Source organism: Campylobacter concisus (assembly GCF_050447445.1).
Taxonomy (GTDB): Bacteria; Campylobacterota; Campylobacteria; order Campylobacterales; family Campylobacteraceae; genus Campylobacter_A; species Campylobacter_A concisus_BI.
The window spans coordinates 122487-147070 of sequence record NZ_JALMFW010000001.1 but is presented as its reverse complement, the minus strand read 5'-3'; the positions used below and the strand labels follow the sequence as shown (position 1 = coordinate 147070).

The 24584-nt window shown below is 37.9% G+C and carries 26 protein-coding genes and 1 tRNA gene; 2 read left to right on the top strand and 25 right to left on the bottom strand.

All coding sequences use genetic code 11. The features are described 5' to 3' along the window. Positions 1-16 precede the first annotated feature (16 nt). From atpD to MTT30_RS00635, 16 genes are all read right to left on the bottom strand, one after another. Positions 17-1414, bottom strand: a complete 1398-nt coding sequence (gene atpD / locus MTT30_RS00710) for a F0F1 ATP synthase subunit beta (RefSeq protein WP_429800646.1) — start codon at positions 1412-1414, stop codon at positions 17-19. A gap of 11 nt (positions 1415-1425) precedes the next feature. Continuing rightward, on the bottom strand, positions 1426-2313 hold the full coding sequence (gene atpG / locus MTT30_RS00705) for an ATP synthase F1 subunit gamma (RefSeq protein WP_148821208.1): 888 nt from the start codon (positions 2311-2313) through the stop codon (positions 1426-1428). 9 nt (positions 2314-2322) lie between these two features. Continuing rightward, entirely contained in the window at positions 2323-3840 is a 1518-nt protein-coding gene (gene atpA / locus MTT30_RS00700; RefSeq protein WP_103640533.1) for a F0F1 ATP synthase subunit alpha, read from the bottom strand. A 14-nt stretch (positions 3841-3854) separates the two neighbouring features. After that, positions 3855-4385, bottom strand: coding sequence for a F0F1 ATP synthase subunit delta (locus MTT30_RS00695; RefSeq protein ID WP_429800645.1), 531 nt, complete (start codon positions 4383-4385; stop codon positions 3855-3857). Then, a complete protein-coding gene (locus MTT30_RS00690) occupies positions 4385-4897 on the bottom strand; it encodes a F0F1 ATP synthase subunit B (RefSeq protein WP_429800644.1) in 513 nt (170 codons plus the stop codon). The genes MTT30_RS00695 and MTT30_RS00690 overlap by 1 nt, the downstream gene beginning before the upstream one ends. A gap of 9 nt (positions 4898-4906) precedes the next feature. Then, positions 4907-5329, bottom strand: a complete 423-nt coding sequence (locus MTT30_RS00685; RefSeq protein WP_429800643.1) for a FoF1 ATP synthase subunit B' — start codon at positions 5327-5329, stop codon at positions 4907-4909. A 95-nt stretch (positions 5330-5424) separates the two neighbouring features. After that, positions 5425-6285 carry a ParB/RepB/Spo0J family partition protein gene (locus tag MTT30_RS00680; RefSeq protein WP_087579660.1) on the bottom strand — a complete coding sequence of 287 codons (861 nt, stop codon included), beginning with the start codon at positions 6283-6285 and terminating at the stop codon, positions 5425-5427. Positions 6286-6300: 15 nt separating this feature from the next. After that, positions 6301-7083 (bottom strand): ParA family protein, encoded by a 783-nt coding sequence (locus tag MTT30_RS00675; RefSeq protein ID WP_021090449.1) that lies wholly within the window; start codon positions 7081-7083, stop codon positions 6301-6303. After that, positions 7080-7715 carry a biotin--[acetyl-CoA-carboxylase] ligase gene (locus MTT30_RS00670; RefSeq protein WP_429800642.1) on the bottom strand — a complete coding sequence of 212 codons (636 nt, stop codon included), beginning with the start codon at positions 7713-7715 and terminating at the stop codon, positions 7080-7082. Before MTT30_RS00670 ends, MTT30_RS00675 begins: the two co-directional genes overlap by 4 nt. 1 nt (position 7716) lies before the next feature. Then, positions 7717-8505 carry a bifunctional hydroxymethylpyrimidine kinase/phosphomethylpyrimidine kinase gene (gene thiD, locus MTT30_RS00665; protein ID WP_429800641.1) on the bottom strand — a complete coding sequence of 263 codons (789 nt, stop codon included), beginning with the start codon at positions 8503-8505 and terminating at the stop codon, positions 7717-7719. Positions 8506-8528: 23 nt separating this feature from the next. Further along, complete coding sequence (gene fmt, locus MTT30_RS00660; RefSeq protein ID WP_429800640.1) at positions 8529-9434, bottom strand: methionyl-tRNA formyltransferase; 906 nt, start codon at positions 9432-9434, stop codon at positions 8529-8531. A gap of 23 nt (positions 9435-9457) precedes the next feature. Further along, on the bottom strand, positions 9458-9799 hold the full coding sequence (locus MTT30_RS00655) for a hypothetical protein (RefSeq protein ID WP_429800639.1): 342 nt from the start codon (positions 9797-9799) through the stop codon (positions 9458-9460). 46 nt (positions 9800-9845) lie between these two features. Next, positions 9846-10904 (bottom strand): GTPase ObgE, encoded by a 1059-nt coding sequence (obgE, locus tag MTT30_RS00650; protein WP_429800638.1) that lies wholly within the window; start codon positions 10902-10904, stop codon positions 9846-9848. 225 nt (positions 10905-11129) lie between these two features. Then, complete coding sequence (rpmA, locus tag MTT30_RS00645; protein ID WP_002942569.1) at positions 11130-11387, bottom strand: 50S ribosomal protein L27; 258 nt, start codon at positions 11385-11387, stop codon at positions 11130-11132. 11 nt (positions 11388-11398) lie between these two features. Continuing rightward, positions 11399-11713: a 50S ribosomal protein L21 gene (gene rplU, locus MTT30_RS00640; RefSeq protein WP_021090648.1), complete on the bottom strand. Its 315-nt coding sequence runs from the start codon at positions 11711-11713 to the stop codon at positions 11399-11401. A gap of 112 nt (positions 11714-11825) precedes the next feature. After that, complete coding sequence (locus MTT30_RS00635; RefSeq protein WP_429800637.1) at positions 11826-12782, bottom strand: hypothetical protein; 957 nt, start codon at positions 12780-12782, stop codon at positions 11826-11828. Positions 12783-12913: 131 nt separating this feature from the next. Between MTT30_RS00635 and flhB the strand changes: the two genes are divergently transcribed. Beyond that, entirely contained in the window at positions 12914-13987 is a 1074-nt protein-coding gene (gene flhB, locus MTT30_RS00630; RefSeq protein ID WP_429800636.1) for a flagellar biosynthesis protein FlhB, read from the top strand. 51 nt (positions 13988-14038) lie between these two features. Here the strand turns inward: flhB and MTT30_RS00625 are convergent, their stop codons facing one another. The 7 genes from MTT30_RS00625 to MTT30_RS00595 form a co-directional block, all read right to left on the bottom strand. After that, positions 14039-15706, bottom strand: coding sequence for an anaerobic C4-dicarboxylate transporter (locus tag MTT30_RS00625; protein ID WP_054196208.1), 1668 nt, complete (start codon positions 15704-15706; stop codon positions 14039-14041). A 269-nt stretch (positions 15707-15975) separates the two neighbouring features. Continuing rightward, positions 15976-16051, bottom strand: a tRNA-Phe gene (locus tag MTT30_RS00620). A 159-nt stretch (positions 16052-16210) separates the two neighbouring features. Next, positions 16211-16987: an energy transducer TonB gene (locus MTT30_RS00615; RefSeq protein WP_087584630.1), complete on the bottom strand. Its 777-nt coding sequence runs from the start codon at positions 16985-16987 to the stop codon at positions 16211-16213. Beyond that, positions 16962-17345: a TonB system transport protein ExbD gene (gene exbD, locus MTT30_RS00610; RefSeq protein WP_429800635.1), complete on the bottom strand. Its 384-nt coding sequence runs from the start codon at positions 17343-17345 to the stop codon at positions 16962-16964. The genes MTT30_RS00615 and exbD overlap by 26 nt, the downstream gene beginning before the upstream one ends. Next, complete coding sequence (exbB, locus tag MTT30_RS00605; protein ID WP_429800634.1) at positions 17332-17760, bottom strand: TonB-system energizer ExbB; 429 nt, start codon at positions 17758-17760, stop codon at positions 17332-17334. The genes exbD and exbB overlap by 14 nt, the downstream gene beginning before the upstream one ends. A 135-nt stretch (positions 17761-17895) precedes the next feature. Next, entirely contained in the window at positions 17896-18840 is a 945-nt protein-coding gene (gene waaF / locus MTT30_RS00600) for a lipopolysaccharide heptosyltransferase II (protein WP_429800633.1), read from the bottom strand. Continuing rightward, positions 18837-19880, bottom strand: a complete 1044-nt coding sequence (locus MTT30_RS00595; protein ID WP_429800632.1) for a glycosyltransferase family 4 protein — start codon at positions 19878-19880, stop codon at positions 18837-18839. The genes waaF and MTT30_RS00595 overlap by 4 nt, the downstream gene beginning before the upstream one ends. A gap of 119 nt (positions 19881-19999) precedes the next feature. Between MTT30_RS00595 and polA the strand changes: the two genes are divergently transcribed. Beyond that, the gene (polA, locus tag MTT30_RS00590; protein ID WP_429800631.1) at positions 20000-22636 is read left to right on the top strand and encodes a DNA polymerase I; all 2637 of its coding nucleotides are present in this window, start codon (positions 20000-20002) and stop codon (positions 22634-22636) included. 75 nt (positions 22637-22711) lie between these two features. Here the strand turns inward: polA and MTT30_RS00585 are convergent, their stop codons facing one another. Together MTT30_RS00585 and dapE are read right to left on the bottom strand one after the other, a co-directional pair. Then, complete coding sequence (locus tag MTT30_RS00585; protein ID WP_429800630.1) at positions 22712-23110, bottom strand: DUF2809 domain-containing protein; 399 nt, start codon at positions 23108-23110, stop codon at positions 22712-22714. 380 nt (positions 23111-23490) lie between these two features. Next, positions 23491-24579 (bottom strand): succinyl-diaminopimelate desuccinylase, encoded by a 1089-nt coding sequence (gene dapE / locus MTT30_RS00580; RefSeq protein ID WP_429800629.1) that lies wholly within the window; start codon positions 24577-24579, stop codon positions 23491-23493. Positions 24580-24584: the final 5 nt, after the last annotated feature.

Sequence of the window (24584 nt, the reverse complement as noted above, 5' to 3'; positions counted from 1 at the left end):
CGCTTCCTTTTTAAATTTAAGCCTTAAGTTTCTCAGCTTTAGCCAAAGCCTCATCTATATTTCCGACCATATAAAATGCATTTTCTGGCAAATGATCATATTTACCTTCTAAAATTCCCTTAAAGCCAGCGATATTTTCGTCAAGACTTACATATTTACCAGGGCTACCTGTAAATACTTCAGCAACGAAGAATGGCTGAGACAAGAATCTCTCGATCTTTCTTGCTCTATCAACTATTAGCTTATCCTCCTCGCTAAGCTCGTCCATACCAAGGATAGCGATGATATCTTGAAGGTCTTTATACTTTTGAAGTACAGCTTGAACACCACGAGCTACTTTATAATGATCTGCTCCTAAAATTTGAGGATCAAGCATTCTTGAAGTAGAATCAAGCGGATCAACGGCTGGATAAATACCTTTTTCTGCGATTGATCTATTAAGAACTGTTGTAGCATCAAGGTGAGCGAAAACAGTAGCAGGTGCTGGGTCAGTAAGGTCGTCAGCTGGAACATAGACAGCTTGAACTGATGTGATCGAACCTTTTTTAGTTGATGTAATTCTCTCTTGGAATTTACCCATTTCACTTGCAAGAGTTGGCTGATAACCAACAGCCGATGGAATACGTCCTAGTAGAGCTGACATCTCTGCGCCTGATTGAGAGAAACGGAAGATGTTATCGATAAACATCAAAACGTCAAGTCCCATCTCGTCGCGGAAATACTCAGCCATTGTAAGACCTGTTAGAGCGATACGGTTTCTTGCCCCTGGTGGCTCGTTCATTTGGCCGTAGCACAAGGCAACTTTATCCAAAACGTTACTTTCTTTCATTTCGTGATAAAGGTCGTTTCCTTCACGAGTTCTCTCACCAACGCCTGCAAACACAGAATAACCGCTGTGTTTAAACGCAACGTTGTGGATAAGCTCCATAATAATAACCGTTTTACCAACGCCAGCACCGCCGAATAGTCCGACCTTACCACCCTTTGCGTAAGGAGCTAGAAGGTCGACTACCTTGATACCAGTTTCAAAAATTTCACTTTTTGTGCTTTGCTCTTCAAACGGAGGAGGATCGCGGTGAATAGACCAATGTTTATCAAAATTTATACCTTCACCCTCATCTATCAAATCGCCAACTACGTTAAAAATTCTACCCAAAACTTTTTCGCCAACTGGAACACTAATAGGTGCACCAAGCGCTTTAGCTTCAAGGCCACGAGTCAAGCCCTCACTCATATCCATAGCAATAGTTCTAACTCTATTATCGCCTAGGTGAGCAGCAACTTCTAATATTAGTTTATGTTTCTTGCCCTCAACCTCAAATAAAACTTCGATAGCTTCATTGATCTTTGGCAAGTAGTCATTAAAGTCAACATCGACCACAGGGCCCATAACTTGACTAATAACACCCTTCATTCATACTCCTTTTATTTCATTGATTCAACACCACTGATGATCTCGATAAGCTCAGTGGTAATAGACTCTTGTCTTGCTTTATTGTAAGCAAGATTTAACTGTTTTACGCGCTCTTTAGCATTATTTGTTGCATTATCCATAGCTTGCATTCTGGCACTATGTTCAGCAGCCAAAGAATCAACCAAAGCATAATACATGCTATACTCAAAATACTTATTAAGCAACTCGTCCATAATCTTAGTATAGTTGTCTTCTGGTTCAAATTCCATCAAAGAATTTGTCTCAACCGCAACTATCTTAGACGGCTCAATAGGCACAATATCATTTACTCTGATCTCTTGAGAGATCATATTTTTATAGCCATTGTGTATTAGCACAACTTTATCTGTTGTGCCGTTCATAAAGTCATCAATGGCATCTTTTATGATATTTTGAGCTTTTTCATATGTAGGTGATGAACTGGCTCCGACATAAGTCTCAAGTAGTTCAACGCCTTGGAAATTGAAAAATTCTATACCTTTTTTACCAACAGCCCTTAGTCTAACTTTGATCTTTTTAGCCTTTAACTCATCGATCATACGCCTAACTGTCTTTATGGTCTGAACATTAAAACCACCGCAAAGTCCTTTATCAGCCGTCACAAATATAATATCAACCTTTTCTACACTCTTTGTAGTGTTAAAAAATTTACTCTCAGTCATGACTGATGCATATTGATTGATCTTATAAGCTATTTCTGATAAAACCTCATTGATCTTAAGTGCGTAAACTCTAGAATAGCGTGCAGCCTCTTCGGCTTTTCGAAGCTTTGCTGTTGAGACAAGCTTCATCGCACGTGTCGTCTTTTGAGTGTTCTGGACGCTCTTAATCTTTCGTTTTATATCTTTTAAATTTGACATATCTTAGCCCTAGTTCGCGGCAAAAGTCGCTTTAAAATCTTTCAACGCTTTATGTAAATTTTCTTCTACTTCTTTGTCAAGAACCTTTTTAGTTCTTATTTGCTCGAAAATTTCAGGATACTTTGCCTCAATATATGGATATAGCTCAGCTTCAAATTTTGTTACGCTTGTAGTTGCAACATCATCCAAGTAACCCTTAGCACCAGCAAATATTATAACTACTTGATTCTCAACTGGAAGCGGAGAATATGGAGGTTGTTTTAGTACTTCAACCATCTTTTGACCGCGCTCTAGTTGTTTTCTTGAGCTCTCGTCAAGATCACTTGCAAACTGAGCAAATGCTTGTAGTTCACGGTACTGGGCAAGGTCTAGTCTTAGCGTACCAGAAACTTGTTTGATAGCTTTAATCTGAGCTGCACCACCGACACGAGAAACAGAAAGACCAACGTTGATCGCTGGACGGATACCTGAGTTAAATAGGTCGCTCTCAAGGAAAATTTGACCATCTGTAATAGAAATAACGTTTGTTGGAATATAAGCTGATACGTCGCCCGCTTGAGTCTCGATAATAGGCAGAGCTGTTAAAGATCCCGCACCTAGTGCATCATTTAGTTTACTTGCTCTTTCTAGAAGTCTTGAGTGAAGGTAGAAAACGTCGCCTGGGTAAGCTTCACGGCCTGGTGGTCTTCTTAGGATCAAAGACATCTCACGGTAAGCAACCGCGTGTTTTGACAAGTCATCATAGATGATTAGCGCGTGGCGAGAGTTATCTCTAAAATATTCACCCATTGTTACGCCAGCATATGGAGCAAGGTATTGAAGTGCAGCTGCATCGCCAGCACCAGCATTTACAACTATTGTGTAGTCCATAGCGCCGTACTCTTCAAGTTTTTTAACGACTTGAGCAACGGTTGATTGTTTTTGTCCAATAGCTACGTAGATACAAACAACGTCTTGACCTTTTTGATTGATGATAGTATCTATCGCAACTGTTGTTTTACCAGTTTGGCGGTCGCCGATAATTAACTCTCTTTGACCTCTACCGATTGGCACAAGTGCGTCGATCGCTTTGATACCTGTTTGAAGTGGCTCATGAACGCTCTTTCTAGCCATGATACCTTTTGCTTTTTCTTCGACGAAGCGAGATTCAGTAGCTTCGATTGGTCCTTTTGCGTCGATTGGCTCACCGAGTGAATTTACAACACGGCCAATCAATGCGTCACCAACTGGAACGCGTAGAAGTTTTTTAAGTCTTTTTACAGAGCTTCCTTCTGTGATACCGCTAGTTTTTCCAAGGATAACTATACCAACACTGCTCTCTTCAAGGTTAAGAGCCATACCTTTTTCGCCGCTTTCAAATTCAACCATCTCGCCAGCCATAACGTTTTTCAAACCGTAAACGTTTGCAACGCCATCAGCGACTGAGATGACTTTACCGGTCTCTTCTACATCAACACTTAAATCAAAATTTTCAATACGCTCTTTGATTATCGTGCTAATTTCGTCAGCTTTAATTTTTGCACTCACGCTTTCACTCCTTTTTAAATTGCTTTTAATATATATTCACTCATTTGACTTTTTAGTCTATCGATAGAGAAATTCACCTCAACGCCTAAATCATCCAACTCAACTTTTACGCCATTGTAATCACTTTTTGAGCCATCAAGCTTGATCTTAGAGTTAAATTTCTTAGAGAAATTCTCTTCTAGAGCTTTTAACTGATCGGCGCTTAGATCAAAATTTCCAATGACCTCGCCGCGATATGTATTTTCAAGCAAAGACTGCTCTATCTTCATCTCGTTTAAGATCGCTGGTATAAGCTCTAGTCTTTTGTTTACACCAAGAAGCTTTATAAAATTTGCAAATTTGGCATCTGAATTTTTCACTAGAGAGAGTATAAATTCAACTTTTTTTGCTGCTTTTAAAGTTGGCAAGCTTATGATACTTTTAAATTTATCATTTCCAAAAGCGGCAGCTAGCTCAACTAAATTTTCTATAAATGCATTTAGCTCACCTGGTTTTGCATCACTCAGAATTGCTTTTACATATTTTTTGGCTACTACTTCATTCATTAGCTAACCTTTTTAAGTATGATATTTACAAGCTCTTTTTGATCGACTTTTAGGCTATCGCTTGAGAAAATGTCGCCCAAAATTTCATTTACAACGCCTTTTGTCATCTTGCGTTCTTCAAATTCTTTTTGCTCTTTGTAACCCTTTTCGATATTTGTGATATCATTTTGGGTCTCTTTTTTAACTTTAGCAACTAAATTTACGGCCTCTTTTTTCGCAGTTTCAATTAGAGCGTTTGCATTTTGCTTGGCCTCTTCTACACGCTTTAGAGCATCATATTTTTTAGCTTTAGAGTCACGAAGTTTTTCCTGGATACTCTCAAGCTTATTTGCGATCCCATCAATCCTGCTTTGATAAAGAGCCCTAAGTGGCTTAGCAGCAAAATAGACCAAAATACCAAAAAAAAGTAAGAAGTTTAGCGTTCTCTCAACTATATCATAGTTTGTTCCGCCATGCTCGCTCGCATATGCTAAAAATGGAAGTGCTATAAAAAATAAAATTTTTATCTTCATAAATTTCCTTTATATTTTAGAGAGTTTAGCATTTAAAGCAGCTCTAAGTTCTGGTAGTTTAGCCGATAGGTCTGCTTTTAGGCTATCTTTTTGAGAGCTTAAGGCGTTTAGAAATTCATTATAGTCAGCATCTAGGCTACTTTTTACAGCATTAACCTCTTTTAAAGACTCTTCTCTTGCCAAATTTAAGGCCTCTTGTCTTATTTTGTTAGCCTCTGCTCTTGCATTTTGTATGATCTCTTCGATCTCTTTTTCATGAACGCTTAGATCACTTGCGTTTTTGCTTGTGCTCTCTTCGTCATGTTTTATAGAGGCATTTCTGTCATCTATAAATTTGAGCATTGGCTTATATAGCAAGGGATTTAAAATGGCGATCAGGGCAAAGAAAACGATAGCCGTTAAAAGCATCAATGGCACATCTATTTCTAACATCCACTCTCCTTATTTTATCATTAAGTTTTATTTAATATTCAAATTAAAGTCTGATTTTACAATAAATTACTAAAAATAAAAATAAATTTGTAATTCTATTTTAGCCTAGAAATAAATTCTTCCACCTGTGAAATATTATTAAATTCTAAAACTAGATTGCCAGATTTTACTTTTGTCTTTATCTTTAAATTTTTAAAAATTTCTTGTAAATTTGATAGTTTTTTACTCATTTCCTCAGAAATTTTTGGTTTTTTGTCTTTTATCTCTTCCTTGTTTTTTATCTTTTTTACTAAAATTTCTGTGTCTCTAACGCTTAACTTTTGACCGATGATCGTATCAACAACCATCTTTTCTTCTTCGGTGCTAAGCCCAACTATAACTTTAGCGTGACCTTGTGTAAGCTTATCTTCTTGTAAAAGTTTTTGTGTATAGTCGCTAAGAAGCAGAAGTCTCATTGTGTTTGTTATTTGAGTTCTGCTCTTATGGATGATGTTTGCTAAGCCGTCTTGTGTGATCTTATACTCATTTATAAGCTCTTTATACGACTTTGCAAGTTCGATTGGATTTAAATTTTCACGCTGAATATTTTCGATAAGCGCAAGCTCTCTTAAATTTTGAGACTTGATGTCAGCGATGATCGCCTTTATCTTGCTTGCTCCAAGCATCTTTGTAGCGCGGTATCTTCGCTCACCGGCTATTAGCATATAGCCATCATCTTTTTTGATGACGATTATTGGCTGGATCAATCCGTGCCTTTTGATGCTGGCACTTAGCTCTTTTAAAGCTTCTTCGTCAAAATGCGTTCTTGGCTGGTATGGGTTTGGTAAAATTTCATCTATATTTATCTCTTCGACTATCTCAGAGTCGTTTAAATTTGCAATCTCTTTGCTGTAGGCCTGCTCTACATCTTCAAGTATCGCACTAAGTCCACGCCCTAATCCACCTTTTTTAGCCATTTTTTTCCTTATTTTTTAGTTTAAAATACAATATGCCAAATTTTGATATGCGATCGAGCCTGGTGATTTTATATCATAAAGTATCACTGGCTTACCAAAACTTGGGCTTTCAGCAAGTTTCACATTTCTTGGAACGACCACAAATTCCTCTTTGCTGTCCTTACTCTTAAAGAGCTTATTTTCAAAATGCTGCTTTAAATTTGCAATTGTCTCTTTTGAGAGATTATTTTGCGAACTAAACATGGTCGGTAAAAAGCCTTTTATATTTAGCTTTGGATTTATCGTTTTTTTAATAATCTTGACTGTATTTAGGATCTGCGCTAGCCCCTCAAGTGCATAAAATTCACATTGAATCGGGATGATAACACTATCACTTGCACTAAGAGCATTTATCGTAATGCTACCAAGTGCCGGAGGACTATCGATGATGATAAAATCATAATCGTTTACAACTTCTGAAATTTTATTTTTAAGGATTAGTTTATAATCCTTATTTTGATCGTTAAATTCTTGCTCAATGCCGACAAGTCCTATATTTGACGGAGCTAAAAAAAGTGTTGGGATCTCAGTTTTTAATACGATTTGCGAGAGCTTTTTTCTATCTGTTAAGACGTGATAGATGTTAAACTCATAGTCACTTCTGCTAAAACCAAGTCCGGTTGTCGCGTTTGCCTGCGGATCGATGTCTATTAATAATACTTTTTTTTCAGCAACCGCCAGTGATGCGGCTAAATTTACGGCCGTTGTGGTCTTACCAACGCCGCCTTTTTGGTTAGCTATTGTTATTATCTCGCTCATCTTAACGAATATACCTTTTCCCCATTTAATAATATCGCTCCATCATCGCAAATTTCAGCATCCTGAAGCGAAACAGCTCTATTTGCAATATGCGTAATAAAACCTTTTGACTTGCAAAAGTCTATCCTAAATTTGCTAAAAATTGGCTTCCATAAAATCTTTTTATCAAGCATGCTAACAAAGCCCCAAACTAGCTCATCTACGCTAGTTTTTATATCCAAAATGCCCGCATTTTCGGGCGCGCTATCTAAATTTATCCCCATGCCACAAATGTAAATTTCATCCACTTTATTTGTCAAAGTGCCGCCTATTTTACGCTCGTCCACATAAAAGTCATTTGGCCATTTTAGCCAGCACTTTGAGCCAAGCTCACTCAAGACTTCACGCATCAACATAGAAAAATATATCGAGATCGAGGGCGGAGGTATGTCGCTTGGCAGCTCATCTTCGCTTATGCAAAATGACATAAATAAATTTCCGCCAAGCCCCTCCCAACTGTTGCCGCGGCTACCGACCCCTTTTGTTTGATTGTACGCCACGACCATATGTGGAGGCTTTATCTCGCCGTTTTTTAGGGCTTCTATCAAAAATTCCTGCGTCGAAGGCAGGCTTTGGATAAACTCAACCTTCAAATCACACCTTAAATTTATAGAAGTGATTTACCGGATTTTGTCCGCCGCCGATAATAACTGCGTTTTTAATAGCATTAAAGATATAATCATGTGCGTTTTTCACGCTATCTTTTAGACTAAGACCACTTGCTAAATTTGATGCTATCGCACTTGATAGCGAGCAGCCTGAGCCGTGAGTCGCAGTAGTTTTTATGCGCTCGTCGCTAAAAATTTCATATTCACTGCCATCATAAAATATATCAAGCGACTTGCCATCAAGCTCGCCACACTTTAGATAGACGCTCTTTGTGCCAAATTTCAAAAGCTCCTTGCAAGCCTCTTTTAGCTCGCTCTCGCCCTTTAGCTCACGCTTTAAAATTTCGCGTGCTTCAAAGATATTTGGCGTGATCACGCTTGCAAGTGGGAAAAGCTCCTCCACGATCGCATCTTTTGCAGCACCCTCTAGCCAGATGTCGCCATTTTTACAGCTCATTACAGGATCAAGCACGACTGGCGGTAAATTTTTGATCTCTCTTAGCGTTTTTGCGACGCTTTTGATGATCTCAACGCTTGGGACAACGCCTATTTTTATAACATCAACTCTTATATCATCAAATATCGCTCTTATCTGATCCTCGATTAGCTTAGTATCAACTAGCTGCATGCCAAAGATACCCTTTGTATTTTGAGCAGTGACCGCTGTGATCGCTCCCATCGCATATACGCCGTGTGCTATAAATACCTTTATATCAGCTAAAACCCCAGCTCCACCGCTTGGATCAACACCTGCTATACTTAGCGCATTTTTCATAACCGCTCCTTTAAACTTTAAATTTATTTTAATTCATCGCCAACACTAAGACGCTTGCCATTTATATATGCTTTTGCGTTTGTTGGCTTTTTACTTGGCTCTTGAAGCTCGTAAATTTTGACCGCCCCACTATTGCAAGCAACCACAACGTGATCTTTTTCTACGCTTAAAATTTCTCCACTTTTGCCACTTTTTTCGCTTAACTCAAGCGATAAAATTTTTAGACCGCTTGCTAAATAAAGCCCCGGCCAAGGTGTGAGCGCACGAAATTTATTATAAATTTGCCCTGCATCTTCCTCAAAACTAAAAAGTCCGTCGCTTTTACTTATCTTTTTGCAGTGCGTGGCCAGTGCGTCGTCTTGCTTTTGTGGTTTTAAATTTTCAAAATTTCTTAGCACTTTTACTATTAGCTCACCGCCAAGCTCGCCTAGCTCACTAAAAAGTTCGCTTGACATCTTACTCTCGCAAGGTGTGTAGATGAAGTCCAGCATATCGCCAGTATCAAGGCCAGCGTCCATTAGCATTGCAGTAACGCCAGTTTGCTTCTCGCCTGCTAGGACCGCGCTTTGTATAGGGCTCGCACCTCTATATTTTGGTAAGATCGAAGCGTGCAAATTTATGCAAGTTGCCACGTCAAGCACGCTTTGAGGCAAAATTTTGCCATAAGCCGCTACTACAATAAATTTAGGCTCAAATGCCTTTAGCTCGGCAACCACCGCCTCATCCTTTAGCGTATTTGGGGTAAAGACTGGTACGCCTGCTAGCTCGTTTTGCACGTAAATTTTAACATCACTTGGAGTTAAAATTTGCTTTCTGCCAACTGGCTTATCAGGCTGGGTAAAGACCGCTTTTATATTAAAGCCAGCTTCTTTTAGGTGCCTAAGTATCCTAACCGCATAATCAGGCGTCCCCATAAAAACCACATTCATCACTTTCCTTTAAATTTAGCACACTATTTAGCAATGCTTTTGTTTTGATCTACGTTTTTGCTATCCGGCTGCCAAAAAGCGCACGGATCTTCTTTCCAATCAATCTTTTGAAACAATAAACTTCCTAGCTCATCAAGGCTAATTTTGCCGTTGCGGTTTGTATCAAGCCTCTTAAATTCCTGCCTTGTGCATAGATCTGGCGCTATTTTTAGAGCTTGGGGCGCTTTGCATGTTACCCACTCATCTAAATTTAGCGTGCCGTCGCGATCTATGTCATTGTAATCCAAAAACATATACACCGGATCCGCTGGATCACAGCTATATACACCAAGACAAAATAGCATAATGCAAAAAATTTTCTTCATTTTATACTCTCAAATTTCTATGCCCAAAGCACTAAAAAGTCGCAACTCAAAGCTCATTTTTAAGTAGCTCAAGAAGTGCAAATTTAAGCTCATCTATGTTCTCGTTTGTCGCTGATGAGATCGGCAAAATGAAATATGGCTTTGAATGATCAAAGCTGAGTAAATCTTGTTTGTAGATAAATTTACCGTTTTGCTCTGGCTTTAGCTTTAAAAATTTCATAAATTCTTTTATATTTTCATCTAAATTTTCCGCCGCATCGACTCTGGTGATAGCGATAGCATAGTCCCTGCTAGCAAGTACGCTTGAAAATTTAGCGACTTCTTCTTTTAGCACACTAAACTGCTCGCTCATACCTCTATAGTTTGCTCCGTCTATCATGAAAAGTAAAATTTTATTTCGCTCGATATGTTTTAGAAATTTAACGCCCAAACCGCGTCCATCGCTCGCCCCCTCGATAATACCAGGAATGTCAGCCATGACAAAGCCACTAAACTCATCGACCTCAACAAGGCCAAGCTTTGGCGTAAGCGTTGTAAATTCGTAGTTTGCGATCTGTGGTTTGGCATTTGATACTGTTGAAATAAGCGTTGATTTACCGACATTTGGAAAGCCCACCAAACCAACATCAGCGATGAGCTTTAACTCGAGCCTTACTTCAATGCTCTCTTCAGGCATGCCTTTTTGTGCGTATTCTGGAGCTTGGTTGATAGAGCTTTTAAAGTGAAAATTTCCGAGTCCGCCTTTACCGCCCTTTAAAAATAGCGTCTTTTGGCCCTCGCTAACTATATCACAGAGTAGTTCATTTGTCTGCGCGTCATAAACAGCTGTGCCAGGAGGGACTATGAGTTCTAAATTTTCGCCCTTTTTGCCAGTCATTCGCTTGCCCATGCCAGCTTCACCATTGCCAGCCTTCATGGCTCTTTTACCCTTATAATTTGCTAAAGTATGGGTATTGTTGTCACAAACAAAATAAACATCTCCGCCATCTCCGCCATCTCCGCCATCAGGACCACCTAAAATGATGTGTTTTTCACGGCGAAAACTCACAGCTCCAGCTCCACCATGCCCCGAACTTAGAGTCAATCTTGCACTATCTATAAACATTTTTTACCTTAAATTTTTTATTTGGATTATATCCAACTTTACTGAAATTAAATCGTAATATCTTGTCTAAAATAAAGCAAAGATAATCAGTATGAAGCCTAAAATATAAAGTTATGGTTGATTTAAAATTTCTCTCAAATAGCTATTTGAAAAATTCTAAACACTAAATAAAAATTTTGATTTTTGAATAATTTTAAGAAAGAAAGGGGGCGATTGCCCCTGAGATTATGCAGCTGGATAAACAGATACTTTTTTTCTGTTTTTATCAAGTCTTTCAAATTTTACAAAGCCATCGACTAATGCAAAAATTGTGTGGTCTTTGCCAAGACCTACGTTATTTCCAGCGTGAGTTGCTGTTCCTCTTTGGCGGATGATTATATTTCCAGCACGAACGAACTCACCACCAAATTTTTTAACACCTAATCGGCGTCCGATACTATCACGGTTATTTTGGGTTGAACCCTGACCTTTTTTATGTGCCATATCTTATCTCCTTAAGCTGCGATACTTACGACTTTTACACGTGTAAATTGTCTTCTAAAGCCGCGTTTTAGTTTTGAGTCTTTACGTCTGCGTTTTTTGTAGATAACTACTTTTTTGTCTTTGCCTTCATTAACGACCTCAAGAACAACTTTTGCACCCTTCACAAATGGCGCACCTACCTTTACTTCGCCGTCATTTACAGCTAAAACTTCTGTAATCTCAACGGTTGATTTAGCTTCAGCACTAAAGTGATCTAGCTTAAGGTACTCGCCCTCGCTAACACGATATTGCTTACCGCCATGCTTAAATATAGCGTATTTTGACATACTCTACCTTTCTAAAATTTGGTAAGACCAAAAAGCACTTTTTTGCAAAAGATTTATGGAGCTTTGTTGGTTGCAAGGTGTGAATATTAGCCAAAAGTTTATAAATTCTACTTTAATGCTCCTGATTTATGATCTCGTCGGCTAAATTTCTAATCATCGCATCGTGATCCATAAAAAATGTCTTATCATTTGGCAAATAAGGCTGATATATCAGTGTTTTGACTACTGGCGCATTTAAGATCACATTTATCAGTTCAAACTCAGGCGGCAAAGTAAAATAGAGTTTTGGCTTAGGAATTTCACTTTGAAAAAGCCTTTGCGCGTAAAATTTACTAAAATTTTTATTCTTTGGAAGCTTTATCTCTTTAAAAAGATCAAATGGCAAAAAGTAACGCGCCAAAGCGTGAAGTCCATGCGCAAAGATGTAGAGGCATTTTTCAAATTTGGGCACATCTGTCCTGCCAAATGTGGAGCAAAATTTCTGCAAATGCTCGCTCATAGCAGCCGTATCTTTTTCATGCAGGGCAAGCACAAACTTAACCGCTTCTCTTTCATTTGCTGGCCTTTTAGACTCTGCAAAGGTGTGAGCCTTTTCTAGGGCAGGGGCGAGTAAATTTTCATCTTGCCAAAGCATTGCCGTGAGCAAATCATGCATGACGCATAGAAATTTATAGCCGTTTTTGCTAGGTGGCAAGCCTTTTGGAAAGATCCTTGCCATACTATCTGTGTCGCCGCAAGCGATATCAAAAAATGCTGGTATGAGCCTCTCACACTGATCGTATCCACCGCTACATCCTGGGAGTAAATTTAGCTTAGCGTATTGAAAAATGAGATCATTTAGTGCCTCGGCGTCGCCCTCAGTTAGGCACTTTTCAAGATAAAAGTCGTAATCTCTAGCTCTTGAAAAAGAGAGTAATCGTATGAGCTCACATAAAAAGTCGTATTTGTTTAAATTTTTCTCTTTTATTTGGGCGTAAATACTTGCATACTCGTCTAAAAGTAGCTCTTCATCGCTTTTTGGTGGTTTTTTGGCTTTGAAAATGTTGAATAAGCCTTCTAAAAATGGCATTTTGTGTTTCCTTATTTTTGCTAATTTTAACCAAAAAGGCCTAATTTTCCACGTGCAAAAAGGTGGCTTTGCGGATAGTTTAACCGCATTTTGGCTATAATCGCTCAAATTTAAGCAAGCTTAGGATAAAGATGGCAGGCGAAGATCAGGAAAAAACCGAAGAAGCAACCCCCAAAAAGATAGAAGATGCCAAAAAGGACGGCAACGTCCCCAAAAGTCAGGATCTAGCTGGGTTCGTGACCCTAGTTATTGCTATTGGCGTACTACTTACGATGCTAAATTTTATGAAAGAACAGATCATCTCACTTTATATATACTATTCAAAATTTATCGGTCAGCCACTTACCTTGCCAACTGTAAAAATGATCGTTGTAAATACCTTTGCAAGGTCGCTTCCTATGATACTTCCAGTTTGTATCTGTGTGGCGATCGCTGGTGTCATCGCAAATGTAATGCAGTTTGGATTTATCTTTACCACAAAACCCATAATGCCAAATTTTGGCAAGATAAATCCGCTAAAAGGGCTAAAAAATTTATTCTCGATGAAAAAAGTGATAGACAGTATTAAAATCGTGCTAAAAGTTAGCATCGTCTTTGGTGTTGGATTTTATTTTTTCTTGCAGTTTATAAAGGAGCTACCGCACACGCTCTTTTTTTCTATGTTTGATCAGCTTGCTTGGCTAAAAGAAAAGCTCATTATTCTTGTTAGTGTCATGCTTTTTATACTTTTCGTGATCGGACTTATCGACCTTCTTATCGTGCGCTTTCAATATTTTAAAGACCTTCGTATGAGCAAGCAAGAGATAAAAGATGAGTATAAGCAAATGGAAGGAGATCCGCAGGTAAAAGGCAGAATTCGTCAAGCCCAAATGCGTGCAGCCAAGCGTCGAATGATGCAAAATATCCCACAAGCTGACGTAGTCATCACAAACCCTACTCACTACGCCGTGGCGATAAGATATGATAAAAGTCGCGACGATGCGCCGATAATACTTGCCAAAGGTGTTGATTTTTTAGCACTGCAAATCAAAAAAATAGCCGTTGAAAATGGTGTGCAAATTTATGAAAATCCACCACTCGCAAGAGAGCTTTATAAAATTTGTGAAGTCGATGATACGATACCAGCACATCTTTTTAGAGCCGTAGCCGAGGTGCTAAGCTTCGTTTATATGAGCAATAAACAAAAATTTAAAGATAAGCTTTGATAAATTCTACTCTTGCCACTAGAAATTACTAGCAGCAAGAGATTTTATCTATTATAGATATCCAAAAGCAGTTGCAAAAATATAGCCAAATATACAAGAGGATATAACACCAATAAGACCCGGAATGATAAAGCTGTGATTGATAACAAATTTACCAATATGTGTCGTACCGCTTCTATCAAACTGAATAGCTGCAAGGTCGCTTGGATATGTTGGCAGGATGTAGTATCCGTAGCAAGCTGGTGCAAAGGCTAGAATGATAGCAGGATTAACATCAATATTTAATGCTAATGGCACAAATGCAACCAAGGCTGCAGCTTGAGAATTTACAAATTTTGAGATAATCAAGAGCATAACCGCATAAGTCCAAGGGTGCTCTTTTACGATGCTTCCTAGCGCCTCTTTCATCATCGGAGTGTGCACTGCAAACATAGTCTCAGCCATCCAAGAGATGCCAAATACTGCAACAAGAGCGATCATACCTGATCTAAATATCTCGTTTTTACCGATCTTGCTAGCATCTGTTGGTGTAAAGATTAAGATGATAGCACCAGTTAAAAGCATGAAAATTTGTATAACATGAACCATGCTTAGGCTCTTTGAAGATGCTTGTTTGTTACTTATATTGATGTAAGCACCTTGGAATTCTTCTTTTGCGCCTTTTTCATTTATATATGTTACTGCACCATCAGCTGTGCGAGTAAGAGTTTGATTTGCATCTTTGCCGATGATTTTGACTGATTGAGCTTTTTGATTGGCATTTAGCTTATCGTTTGCTACTTTTAGCTCAGCCGCCTCTGTTTGGATGCTAGCGTCTTTTATTTTTAAGGTTTTTAAGACTTTTTGCTCAGTTGGGAGGTTGGCTATTACTTGAACGACCGTTGCGTCTTTGTAAGTAGTCCAGCTTGGACGAAGATCTTTAAAATATCCAAGAAGCGCAACTACAAGGATAGAGCCTAAAAATATCCACATCGCAGCCCATTGGTAGCCAGGAAGCTTTTTGCCCAAAAGTGTCGCACTATCACCATAAACATATTTTTTAAACTCAGGATCTTGAAGCTTTGCTTGAAAGACTTCGTCTTTATCAAGATCTTTACCTCTAAACCAGCTAAAAATTCCTACCACTAAAACACCGCAAAATGTTGATGGAATCGTAATCTTTAAAAGATCCAAATACCCATCAAAGCCAGCTAGGTGAGTTTTAGCATTAATAAGAAAGCTTGTAAGAGTTACAACAGCAACTGAAACTGGACTAGCTATGATGCCCATTTGTGAAGCAATAGAGCTTGCGGCCATTGGTCGCTCTGGGCGGATGCCATTTTTGATAGCGATATCATAAACGATAGGAAGCACGGTATAAACAACGTGTCCAGTGCCGCATAAAATAGTAAGCGTACATGTCACAAAAGGAGCCAAGATACTTACGTATTTTGGATTTTTTCTAAGTATGGTTTCTGCTATTTGAAGCATAACATCAAGGCCACCACTGGCTTGAAGCGTAGCACTTGCCACAACAACAGCAAGGATAGTTAGCATAACATCAATAGCTGGCTTACCAGGCTCGATATTAAATCCAAAAACAAGAACTATAAGACCGATACCGCCCAGCATACCAAGTGCGATACCGCCTTTTTTAGCTCCGTAGAACAAACAGATAAGGACAATGAGAAGCTGGATAGCAAACTGCATGCCTTCACTTAAATTCATGAGAAAATCCATGAAACCTCCTAAGTTAATATAAATTTAATCAAGATTATATCTCTTATGGATTTAGATTAAACTTATATTTTAAGGATGATTTGATACAAATATAACATTTTGATTAATAAGGCTTATTTAGGATAAAATTTATAAGATTATCTCTTGCAAATTTTTTATTTGATCTTGAAGATTTTATTTGTCTTAGAATATATAAAATGAAAATAGCATTGTTATATTTTAAATTTAAAAGAACCAAGAGAAAATGATTGATGTTTAAAGAAAGGTAATGGTGGTTAGAGGCAGAATCGAACTGCCGACACGCAGATTTTCAGTCTGCTGCTCTACCGACTGAGCTATCCAACCACTCGTTAAAGAAAGTCAGATTATACATGTTTAATATTTAAAGCAAGTTTAAAATACACACTTTTTTAAATAAAATAAGTTATGTTTTTCTATTTTGACTTGAAATACAAAAGAAATTCTACAAAGCAAATAAATTACGAGCTTAAATAAGCTTGTAATTTATTTTAGTGTATATGAAATAGGAAAGCGCAGATAACGATCTTGTTTAGGCTTTGGAAACTCAGAACTTGCTCTTTGAATATTTTCTAAAGCACCATTATCAAGCGACTCAAAACCAGAGCTTTTACTAACTTTAAGTTCATCTATGCTGCCGTCTTGCTTGAGTAAAAACCTAACTTCTACAACACCTTGATGCTTCATACGTCTAGCATTATTTGGGTAACTTTTATGTCTCTTAACTGCGATTATAACCTTCGTAAAATCTTCATCACCTTGTGAATTTGATAAATTTAGCTCAGGTGTTACATTTTGAACTGGAGCCGCAGCGATAGACTTGTTATTGGCTGGCAAATTTGTATTTACACTAGCTGGCGGTACAATAGGCTGCACTGGCTGAGCAATTACCGGTTCAGGCTTGGGCTCTATTTTTTTCTCTTTTTTAGGCTCTACCTTTTTTATTTCACGCTTTGGTTTCTCCACCTTTTTAGGTTCAGGTTTTGGTTCTGGCTTTGGCTCAGGTTTTGGTGGCTCTGGTGGTGGCGGTGGAGCTGGTGGAGTTGGCTCTGGTATAAGCATTTGCTCCGCTATTTGAGGTGCTGAGACTTGTGGCACTGGAGTAAATGAATTAAGGGCTATTTTTATCGGTTTTTGCTCACCTATTTTTATCTCATCAAAATTATGTGAAAGCAAAAAATATACTGCTGCTCCATGCACTATAAGCGAAACAGCTAAGCCGCTGTAATTTGAAATTTTATTCAGAGATTGTTTGGATTGCAAAATTTTCGTGGCCCTTCTCTTTTAACATATCAATTACTTTGACAAAGCTATCAAATTTCGAATTTTTATCGCTTTTTAGTTCGATTAATGTCTTTATATCAACCGCATTTAGCTTATCTTTGAGTTCGTTCTCAGAAATTTCTACATCATCTATAAAAAATTTATTATCCTTATCAATTACTACGCTTACCTTTTTATCGTCCTCTTTACTTTGCTCAGCACTGTTTGCACTTGGAAGATCAATAGCTATCTTGCCTTGAGCAATAAAAGTCGAAATACTAAGCACAATAGCAAGCAAAACAAGCATAATATCAATAAATGGGACAATATTTAACCCATCTTTTTTATTTAAACGCATTTTCAGCCTTGTATCTATTTAGCATTACATCTACTTTTCTGACAAAACCATTGTAAATCATCAACGTTGGTATCGCCACAAGTAGTCCAAAAGCAGTTGCTTTTAGCGCAAGAGAGAGGCCGACCATTATACTTTTAGTATCGATTCCGCCTGCCATACCCATATCATAAAATGTGATCATAATTCCAGCAACTGTACCAAGAAGTCCTACATATGGTGCATTTGAGTAGATAATGTAAAGCGTGGTTAAATTTTTGGTTAGTGCTTCTTCAAGCGCTTCGATACTTTTGTAGCCTTTTATATCAACGCGTGAATAAAAAATAATACGCTCAATCGTATACCAAAGTACAAAAAAACTCATAATGCCTAAAATCGCAATAATTACATGATCAATGTGATGTTTAATTAGCTCCATAATACCTTCTTAGTAAAAATTTTTGCGTGATTATAGCTATATTGATAACCAATGTCAAATATTTAGTAAAAATGTAATCAAATAAAAACTAAAATTTTTAATTTTGTATGTATATATTTAATTATGTTTAGAATTTCAAAAATTTAATTTTTTTCTTAGTAGCTCTATTTCAGTGATGACCATTTTTGGCGTAAGATCCTTCATACAGGCATGTGTTTTTATAGGACACACTCGCTTCATGCATGGCATACACTCTAAATTTAAATGCACTATCTTTGCACTCTCATCTTTCCATGGGCTAGTCTCTTTAAATTTAGTCGGTCCAAAAAGAGCCACAAGTGGTACTTTATAGGCGGCTGCAATATGCATAGGACCACTATCATTTGTCAAAAAGATACCATTTTTTATAGAGCCTATTAGTTCACAAAGCTCTTTTATGCTTGTTTTTCCAGCCAAATTTTCACATTTCATACCATTTTGTAAGAGTATCTGCTCGATTTCATTGCAAATTTCAAGCTCAGCTTTTGAGCCAGTGATCTTTACATCAAATTCATCTTTAAAATGAAGTGCAACCTCTGCAAAATAGTGCGGATACCACCTTTTGGCACTTCCGTAGCTAGCACCTGGATTTAGCACGAGGAGCTTTTGCTCGCTTTTTTTGACTTCATAATAAATTTTTAGTTCGTTTGAAATTTCTTTTAAATTTAGGCATTGCTTTATGAAATTTAGGTATTTCTGCACCTGATGCAAGCTCTCGCTACTCTTTTTAAAGCAAAATTTTTGCGTTGCTTTTAGAAAAAATAGCAAAAATTTACTAGCAAATGAGCTTCTAAAGCTAATAGCGATATCAAATTTTCCAAGCTTTCTAGCTGTTTTTATAAGGCTTAAATATCTTGAGCTTTGCTTTTTACTATCGTCAATAACTACTTTTTCGCACTTTGGATGTGATTTGTAAAGCTCACAGGCCACATAAGAGCCAAAAAATACAATATTTTTAGCATTTTTACTTAAATTTTCTATCGCTGCACTCGCCATCACAGCGTCTCCAAGCCAAGTTGGAAGCTCTATAAACACTCTCACTTTTGCTCCAAATTTAGCACTTCGTTTATGATTTCAAGAGTTTTGCTTGCATTTTCTTCTATACTAAATTTTTGTGAAAGTAAAAATGACTTCTCTTGCAGCTCTCTCATCATCTCATTATCATTAAGTACCTGCTCCACTAGCTCCAGTATACTTTCATCATTTGGTTCACGCATGATAAAACGATTTTCTAAAATTTCAGCTGCCCCATTTTGAGCCGTTGTAAAGACAATATTTTTAAAGCTAAGTGCCTCTAGAACGACATTTGAAAATGGTTCGTAGTGCGTTGGAAATATAAAAATATCACTTGCTTCATAAAATTTTGCAGTCATTTTTTGCTCACCTGTAAAAAATGCCTTTATCTTTAGCTTTTTTGCTAGCTTCTTATATGAATTTAAATTTTTATCTTTGCCTACTATTAGCGCATTTACTGGTGTTTTTAGCTTTGAGACAAGAAGCAAAAAGTCCTTTGCTCCTTTTCTCTTAAAGCCATTTCCGACAAAAAGCACAATTGGTAAATTGTAATCGAGTCCAAATTCTTCGCATACGCTAAGTTTTGCTTCTCCTTTTTCCACTTTTTGTGGCAAATTTATACCGTTGTAGATAGTAACAATCTTCGACTCGTCGATACCATAGGCCGAAATGATTTGCTCTTTTATGTAGTTTGAATTTGCGATTATCTTTTTAGAATTTTTAAAGCAACGTTTTTCTAAATATGGATAGACAAAATTTAGAGGATTAACCCACCAAAATGGCTTTGTAGCACGATAAATTTTATGCACGCCATCCCCTGCTCTGTAAATATCTGCACAGCTTACTCGCTCCAAGCTAAAATATACCTCATCGCTTTGTTTCTGGCGTTTTACTTGTGCGTTATATCTCAAAGCCTTTTTCCATGACGAGATCCTAGCCTCTCCTAGATATGAGCGTATAGATGTGTCTATGCCTACGTCTTTTAAGGCTTTGGTAAGCCTTCTTAAATAGCGTTCGGCACCACCGACTGCATTTGGATTGATACGTAAAAAAACTATTTTTTTCATGACCTCAAAGCTTTTTGTTTTTGTGATTTTTTATTTGTAATGTCCGCCATAATATCAAAAATTTTTATAAATCAGCCTATTTTTTGCCTAAATTTCATAAAATTACACAAAGGATAAAAATGAAAACACTTACGATTATTGACACTTTTGGTTTCTTTTTTAGGCTCTACTACGCTATGAGCGGACTTAAAAACCGCGAGGGCAAGCCAAGCGGAATGATTAGTGGCTTTGCAAATTTTATAGCAAGCCTTAAGGATGAATACCAAAGTGACTACCTTATCTTTGCACTTGACAGCAAGGGTAAAACCCTCAGGCATGAAATTTTAGGCGAATATAAAGCCAACAGAAACGAGCCGCCAGCTCAGCTAAAAGAACAGCTTCCAGTTTGCATAGATATGATAGAAAAAATGGGGCTTTACAGCCTTAGTCGCGAGGGCTATGAGGCCGATGACATCATCGCAAGTGCGGTTAAATTTTGCAAAGACAAAGATATATTTGTACGTATCGTCACGCACGACAAGGATCTCTACCAGCTCATAGAAGACGGCAAAGTAAGCATCTACAGCCCTCAAAGTAAGATCGATCACGACAGTGCTAGCTGCTTTGAAAAGTATGGCGTCTATCCGGCTCAAGTAAGGGATTTCTTAGCGATCGCAGGCGATAGCTCGGACAATATCCCAGGTGTCAAAGGCATCGGCGCAGTTGGGGCCAAGAAACTTTTGGCTGAGTATGGAAGCTTAGAGGGAATTTATGAAAATTTAGCCCTTCTTAGAAATGAGCGCACTAAAAATATGCTTGCCGCTGCAAAAGACGAAGCATTTTTGAGCAAAAAACTAGCCACTTTATTTGATGATGCAGTTAGTTCGCTTGATCTTGAGCACTCTAAATTTCCAGAGCAAAATCCTCTGATAAATATCTCAGAAATTTTAAAAGAGTACGATCTAAATAGGCTTCTTAAGAGCTTGCAAAAAGAGGAAAATGCTGAATTTAAGCTTGGCTTTAGAGCAAATTTACTCCTTGATGAGGCTAGCATTGAAAAGCTACTCTCTAACGTCACGCCAGAAACTATCGTCGCCTTTGACACCGAGACCACGGGCGTTGATAGTAGGAGCGCAAAGATCGTTGGATTTAGCTTTTGCTTTAACGATGAGGATGCCTACTACGTGCCAGTGGCTCATAACTACCTTGGTGTGCCGCAGCAAATTAGCCTAAAATTTGCCACATGGGCGGTAGCGCAAATTTACAAAGGCTGCGTAATTGGACAAAATTTAAAATATGACTTTGAGATAGTTAAAAATAACCTAGGTCTAAATCCCCCAGCAAATTTTAAAGATACGATGATACTTGCGTGGCTTAGCGATCCAAACTCAAGTGTCGGCATGGACGCGCTAGCAAAGAGGCTTTATGACTACGACACGATCAAATTTGAAGACGTGGTCAAAAAGGGGCAAACTTTTGGCGATGTGCCACTAGAAAATGCTGCTAAATACGCGAGCGAGGACGCTTGGATAACGCTTAAATTTTATAAAACTTTTTTAAACACGCTTGATAAAAATTTACTAGCCCTTGCCGATACGCACGAGTTTCCTTTTATCCTCACGCTCTTTGACATGGAGCAAAACGGCATCAAGATAAATGAAGCCAAAATGCAAAAGCTCATCCTTGAAAACGACACAAAACTAAAGGCACTAACAAGTGAAATTTACGAGCTAAGCGGCGAAAATTTCAACATAAACTCAGTAAAACAGCTTGGCGTCATACTTTTTGAGCATCTAAAGCTTCCAACCAAAAAGAAGATAAAAACTGGCTATAGCACCGATGAGAGCGTGCTTGCTGAGCTCATAGACGCCCACCCAGTGATAGAGAAAATTTTAGCTTACAGGGAGCTATATAAACTGCAAAGCACCTACTGCGAGCCACTTTTAGCACTTGCGAAAAAGGATGAGGGCTCACGAATTTACACGAGCTTTTTGCAAACTGGCACGAGCACTGGCAGACTATCAAGTAAAAATCCAAATTTGCAAAACATCCCTGCTCGTGGCAGCCTCGCAAAGGATGTCAGAGAGTGCTTTGAGGCGCGTGAGGGCTATAGCTTTGTAGGGCTTGACTACAGCCAGATCGAGCTTAGACTGTTAGCTCACTTTAGCTGTGATCCTGCGCTACTTGAGGCGTTTAAAAATGACGAGGATATCCACGCAAGGACGGCTATTAGTATATTTGGCAGTAGTGATGGGCAAAATAGAGCTGTGGCAAAAAGTATAAATTTTGGCCTTATTTACGGCATGGGCTCAAGCAAGCTGGCAAATCAAGTAAATATCACAAGAGCCGAGGCAAAAGAGTATATAGAGCGCTATTTTAAGGCTTTTGAGACGATCAAAGAATTTTTAGAGGGGATAAAAATTTCAGCTAAAAACGAAGGCTTTGTGCAGACGCTACTTGGAAGGAGACGCTACTTTGACTTTAAAAGTGCCACACCTATGCAAATAGCTATGTTTGAGCGTGAGGCGGTAAATACGGTTTTTCAAGGCTCTGCGGCAGATCTTGTCAAGATGGCGATGGTAAAAGTTAGATCGAATTTAGGAGAAAACGCAAAAATGTTACTGCAAATACATGACGAGCTAATCTTTGAAGTAAAAGACGAGTTTGCGCAGGAATTTGGAGAAACGACACAAAAGACGATGGAGGAAATTTACACGTTAAATGTGCCACTTAAAACATCGCTAAATATCGCCAAAAACTGGGGTGAACTAAAATAGATAGATAAATTTTGCTGGAGCTTTTAAGATGATTAGTTCCTGCTTTATACTTAAAAATAAAGTTGTAATTTATCACTATATCTTTGGACTTTTATACTTTTGCAGAAAGCAAATGACATCAATCAAATAAGCCAGCAAGCAGCCCAACGCGTAACATGCGATGTCGCTAACGTCAAATGTTCCGCCAAAGACTATACGTATTATTAAATTATGAATATCTAAAATTTCAAGTACTTTAAAGTATTGTAAAATTTCTATAAATAGCGAGAAGATAAATATTTCAAACGCTAAAATTTTTGGTGTAGTTTTAAACACGGCTCGTCCAAATGCGTAAAGCATCACCGTAACTAGCACATCACCCAAATAATGACGCACGAAGCCACCTTTAACAAAAGCTGCGATATAAATTTCGGTTGCCAAAATCACGATTGCTACGAGCAAAAAGAACAATCTAGCTCGCAAGCTATATCTCATTTTCTCGTATTTAAAAGACTTATATATTTTTCGTTTTACTTGCATTTTTTTATTTATTTGAAATTTTACTTTTTTACAAATTAGAAATGATATCCATACCATCTTTAAAGCCGGGATCGTGCTGGATATATTTCTCGCTCACAAATGTATTTATAACTTCTGCCTTATGCTCGTTAAAAAGAGTATTCCATTAGGTTTTACTTGAAATTGCCAAAACCCAGCTATTTCATGAATTGTAACAGATAATAGCAATATTGCCAAATAAAGAAAATTTCTTATTTTTAAAATTCTTTGACAAAAAATATCAATCAAAATAGCTTTTGAAAGTATTTTTTAGACACTTAATAACTTTTTTGTTTAAGGATAATAAAATTTATGGATTAAAATTTTTCTATCAAATCTTTAAAAATTTCATAAAGTTTATTTACTTCGTGGGTGCTAACTCGCTCGTTTTTAGCGTGTATGCGGTCGTTTATGACGCCAAATTCTATCGTATCTATGCCAAATTCAGCAAAGTGCCTTGCATCGCTCGTGCCGCCCTTTGTATTTAGAACTGGCGTGACACCGGTAATTTTTGCGACAGAGGCCATTAAATTTTTTACGATTTTGCTATCTTTATTCGTTAAAAATCTCTTTGAGCTTTGCTTTATGCTAAGCTCGTAATCAAGCTCTTTTAAAACCTCTCTAAGATAGCTCTCGACGTCATTTACGTCGGTTAAATTTGAGTTTCTCACATTAAACATTATGCTAAGCTCGCTTGGCGTGACGTTGCAAACTTGCATGCCACCTCTGATATCAGTTACCACGATCTTACTTGGGCTAAAAAACTTGCTTCCAGCGTCCATATCGTGATCAGTTATTTTATTTAGAAGTGGAGCTATTAAATTTACCGGATTTATGCACTTTTCAGGATATGCCACGTGTCCTTGAATGCCCTTTATCACGATCTTGCCATTTATTGAGCCACGTCTGCCAACTTTTATGCTATCGCCAAATTCTTTATCGCAAGTTGGCTCAGCCACTACGCAAAATTTTGGCAAATCATTTATTTCGCGCAAATATTCAAGTGCTAAAGGCGTGCCATATGTGCCATCGCCCTCTTCGTCGCTTGTTAATATGATGCTTAGCTTCCCATCAAATTTCGTATCTTTAGCAGCGCAAACAAAAGCAGCCACGCCACTTTTCATATCCTGTGCGCCTCTTGCGTAGATGTAGCCATCTTTTTCTAGTGGAGTAAATGGCTCACTATCCCAGCCCTCACCTGGAGGCACGACATCAACGTGTCCAGCAAAAGCTAGATGCTCACCGTCTCCATAAATTTTAGAAAGTATGAGATTTTTTGTGCCATTTTTTTCTATAAATTTAGCCTCAAAATCAGGCAAAAATCTAGCGATAAATTCTAAGCTTCCAGCATCATTAGGTGTGATAGAGCGAAAGCTTAAAAGCTCTTTTAAAAAGCTAATTACCACTAAGG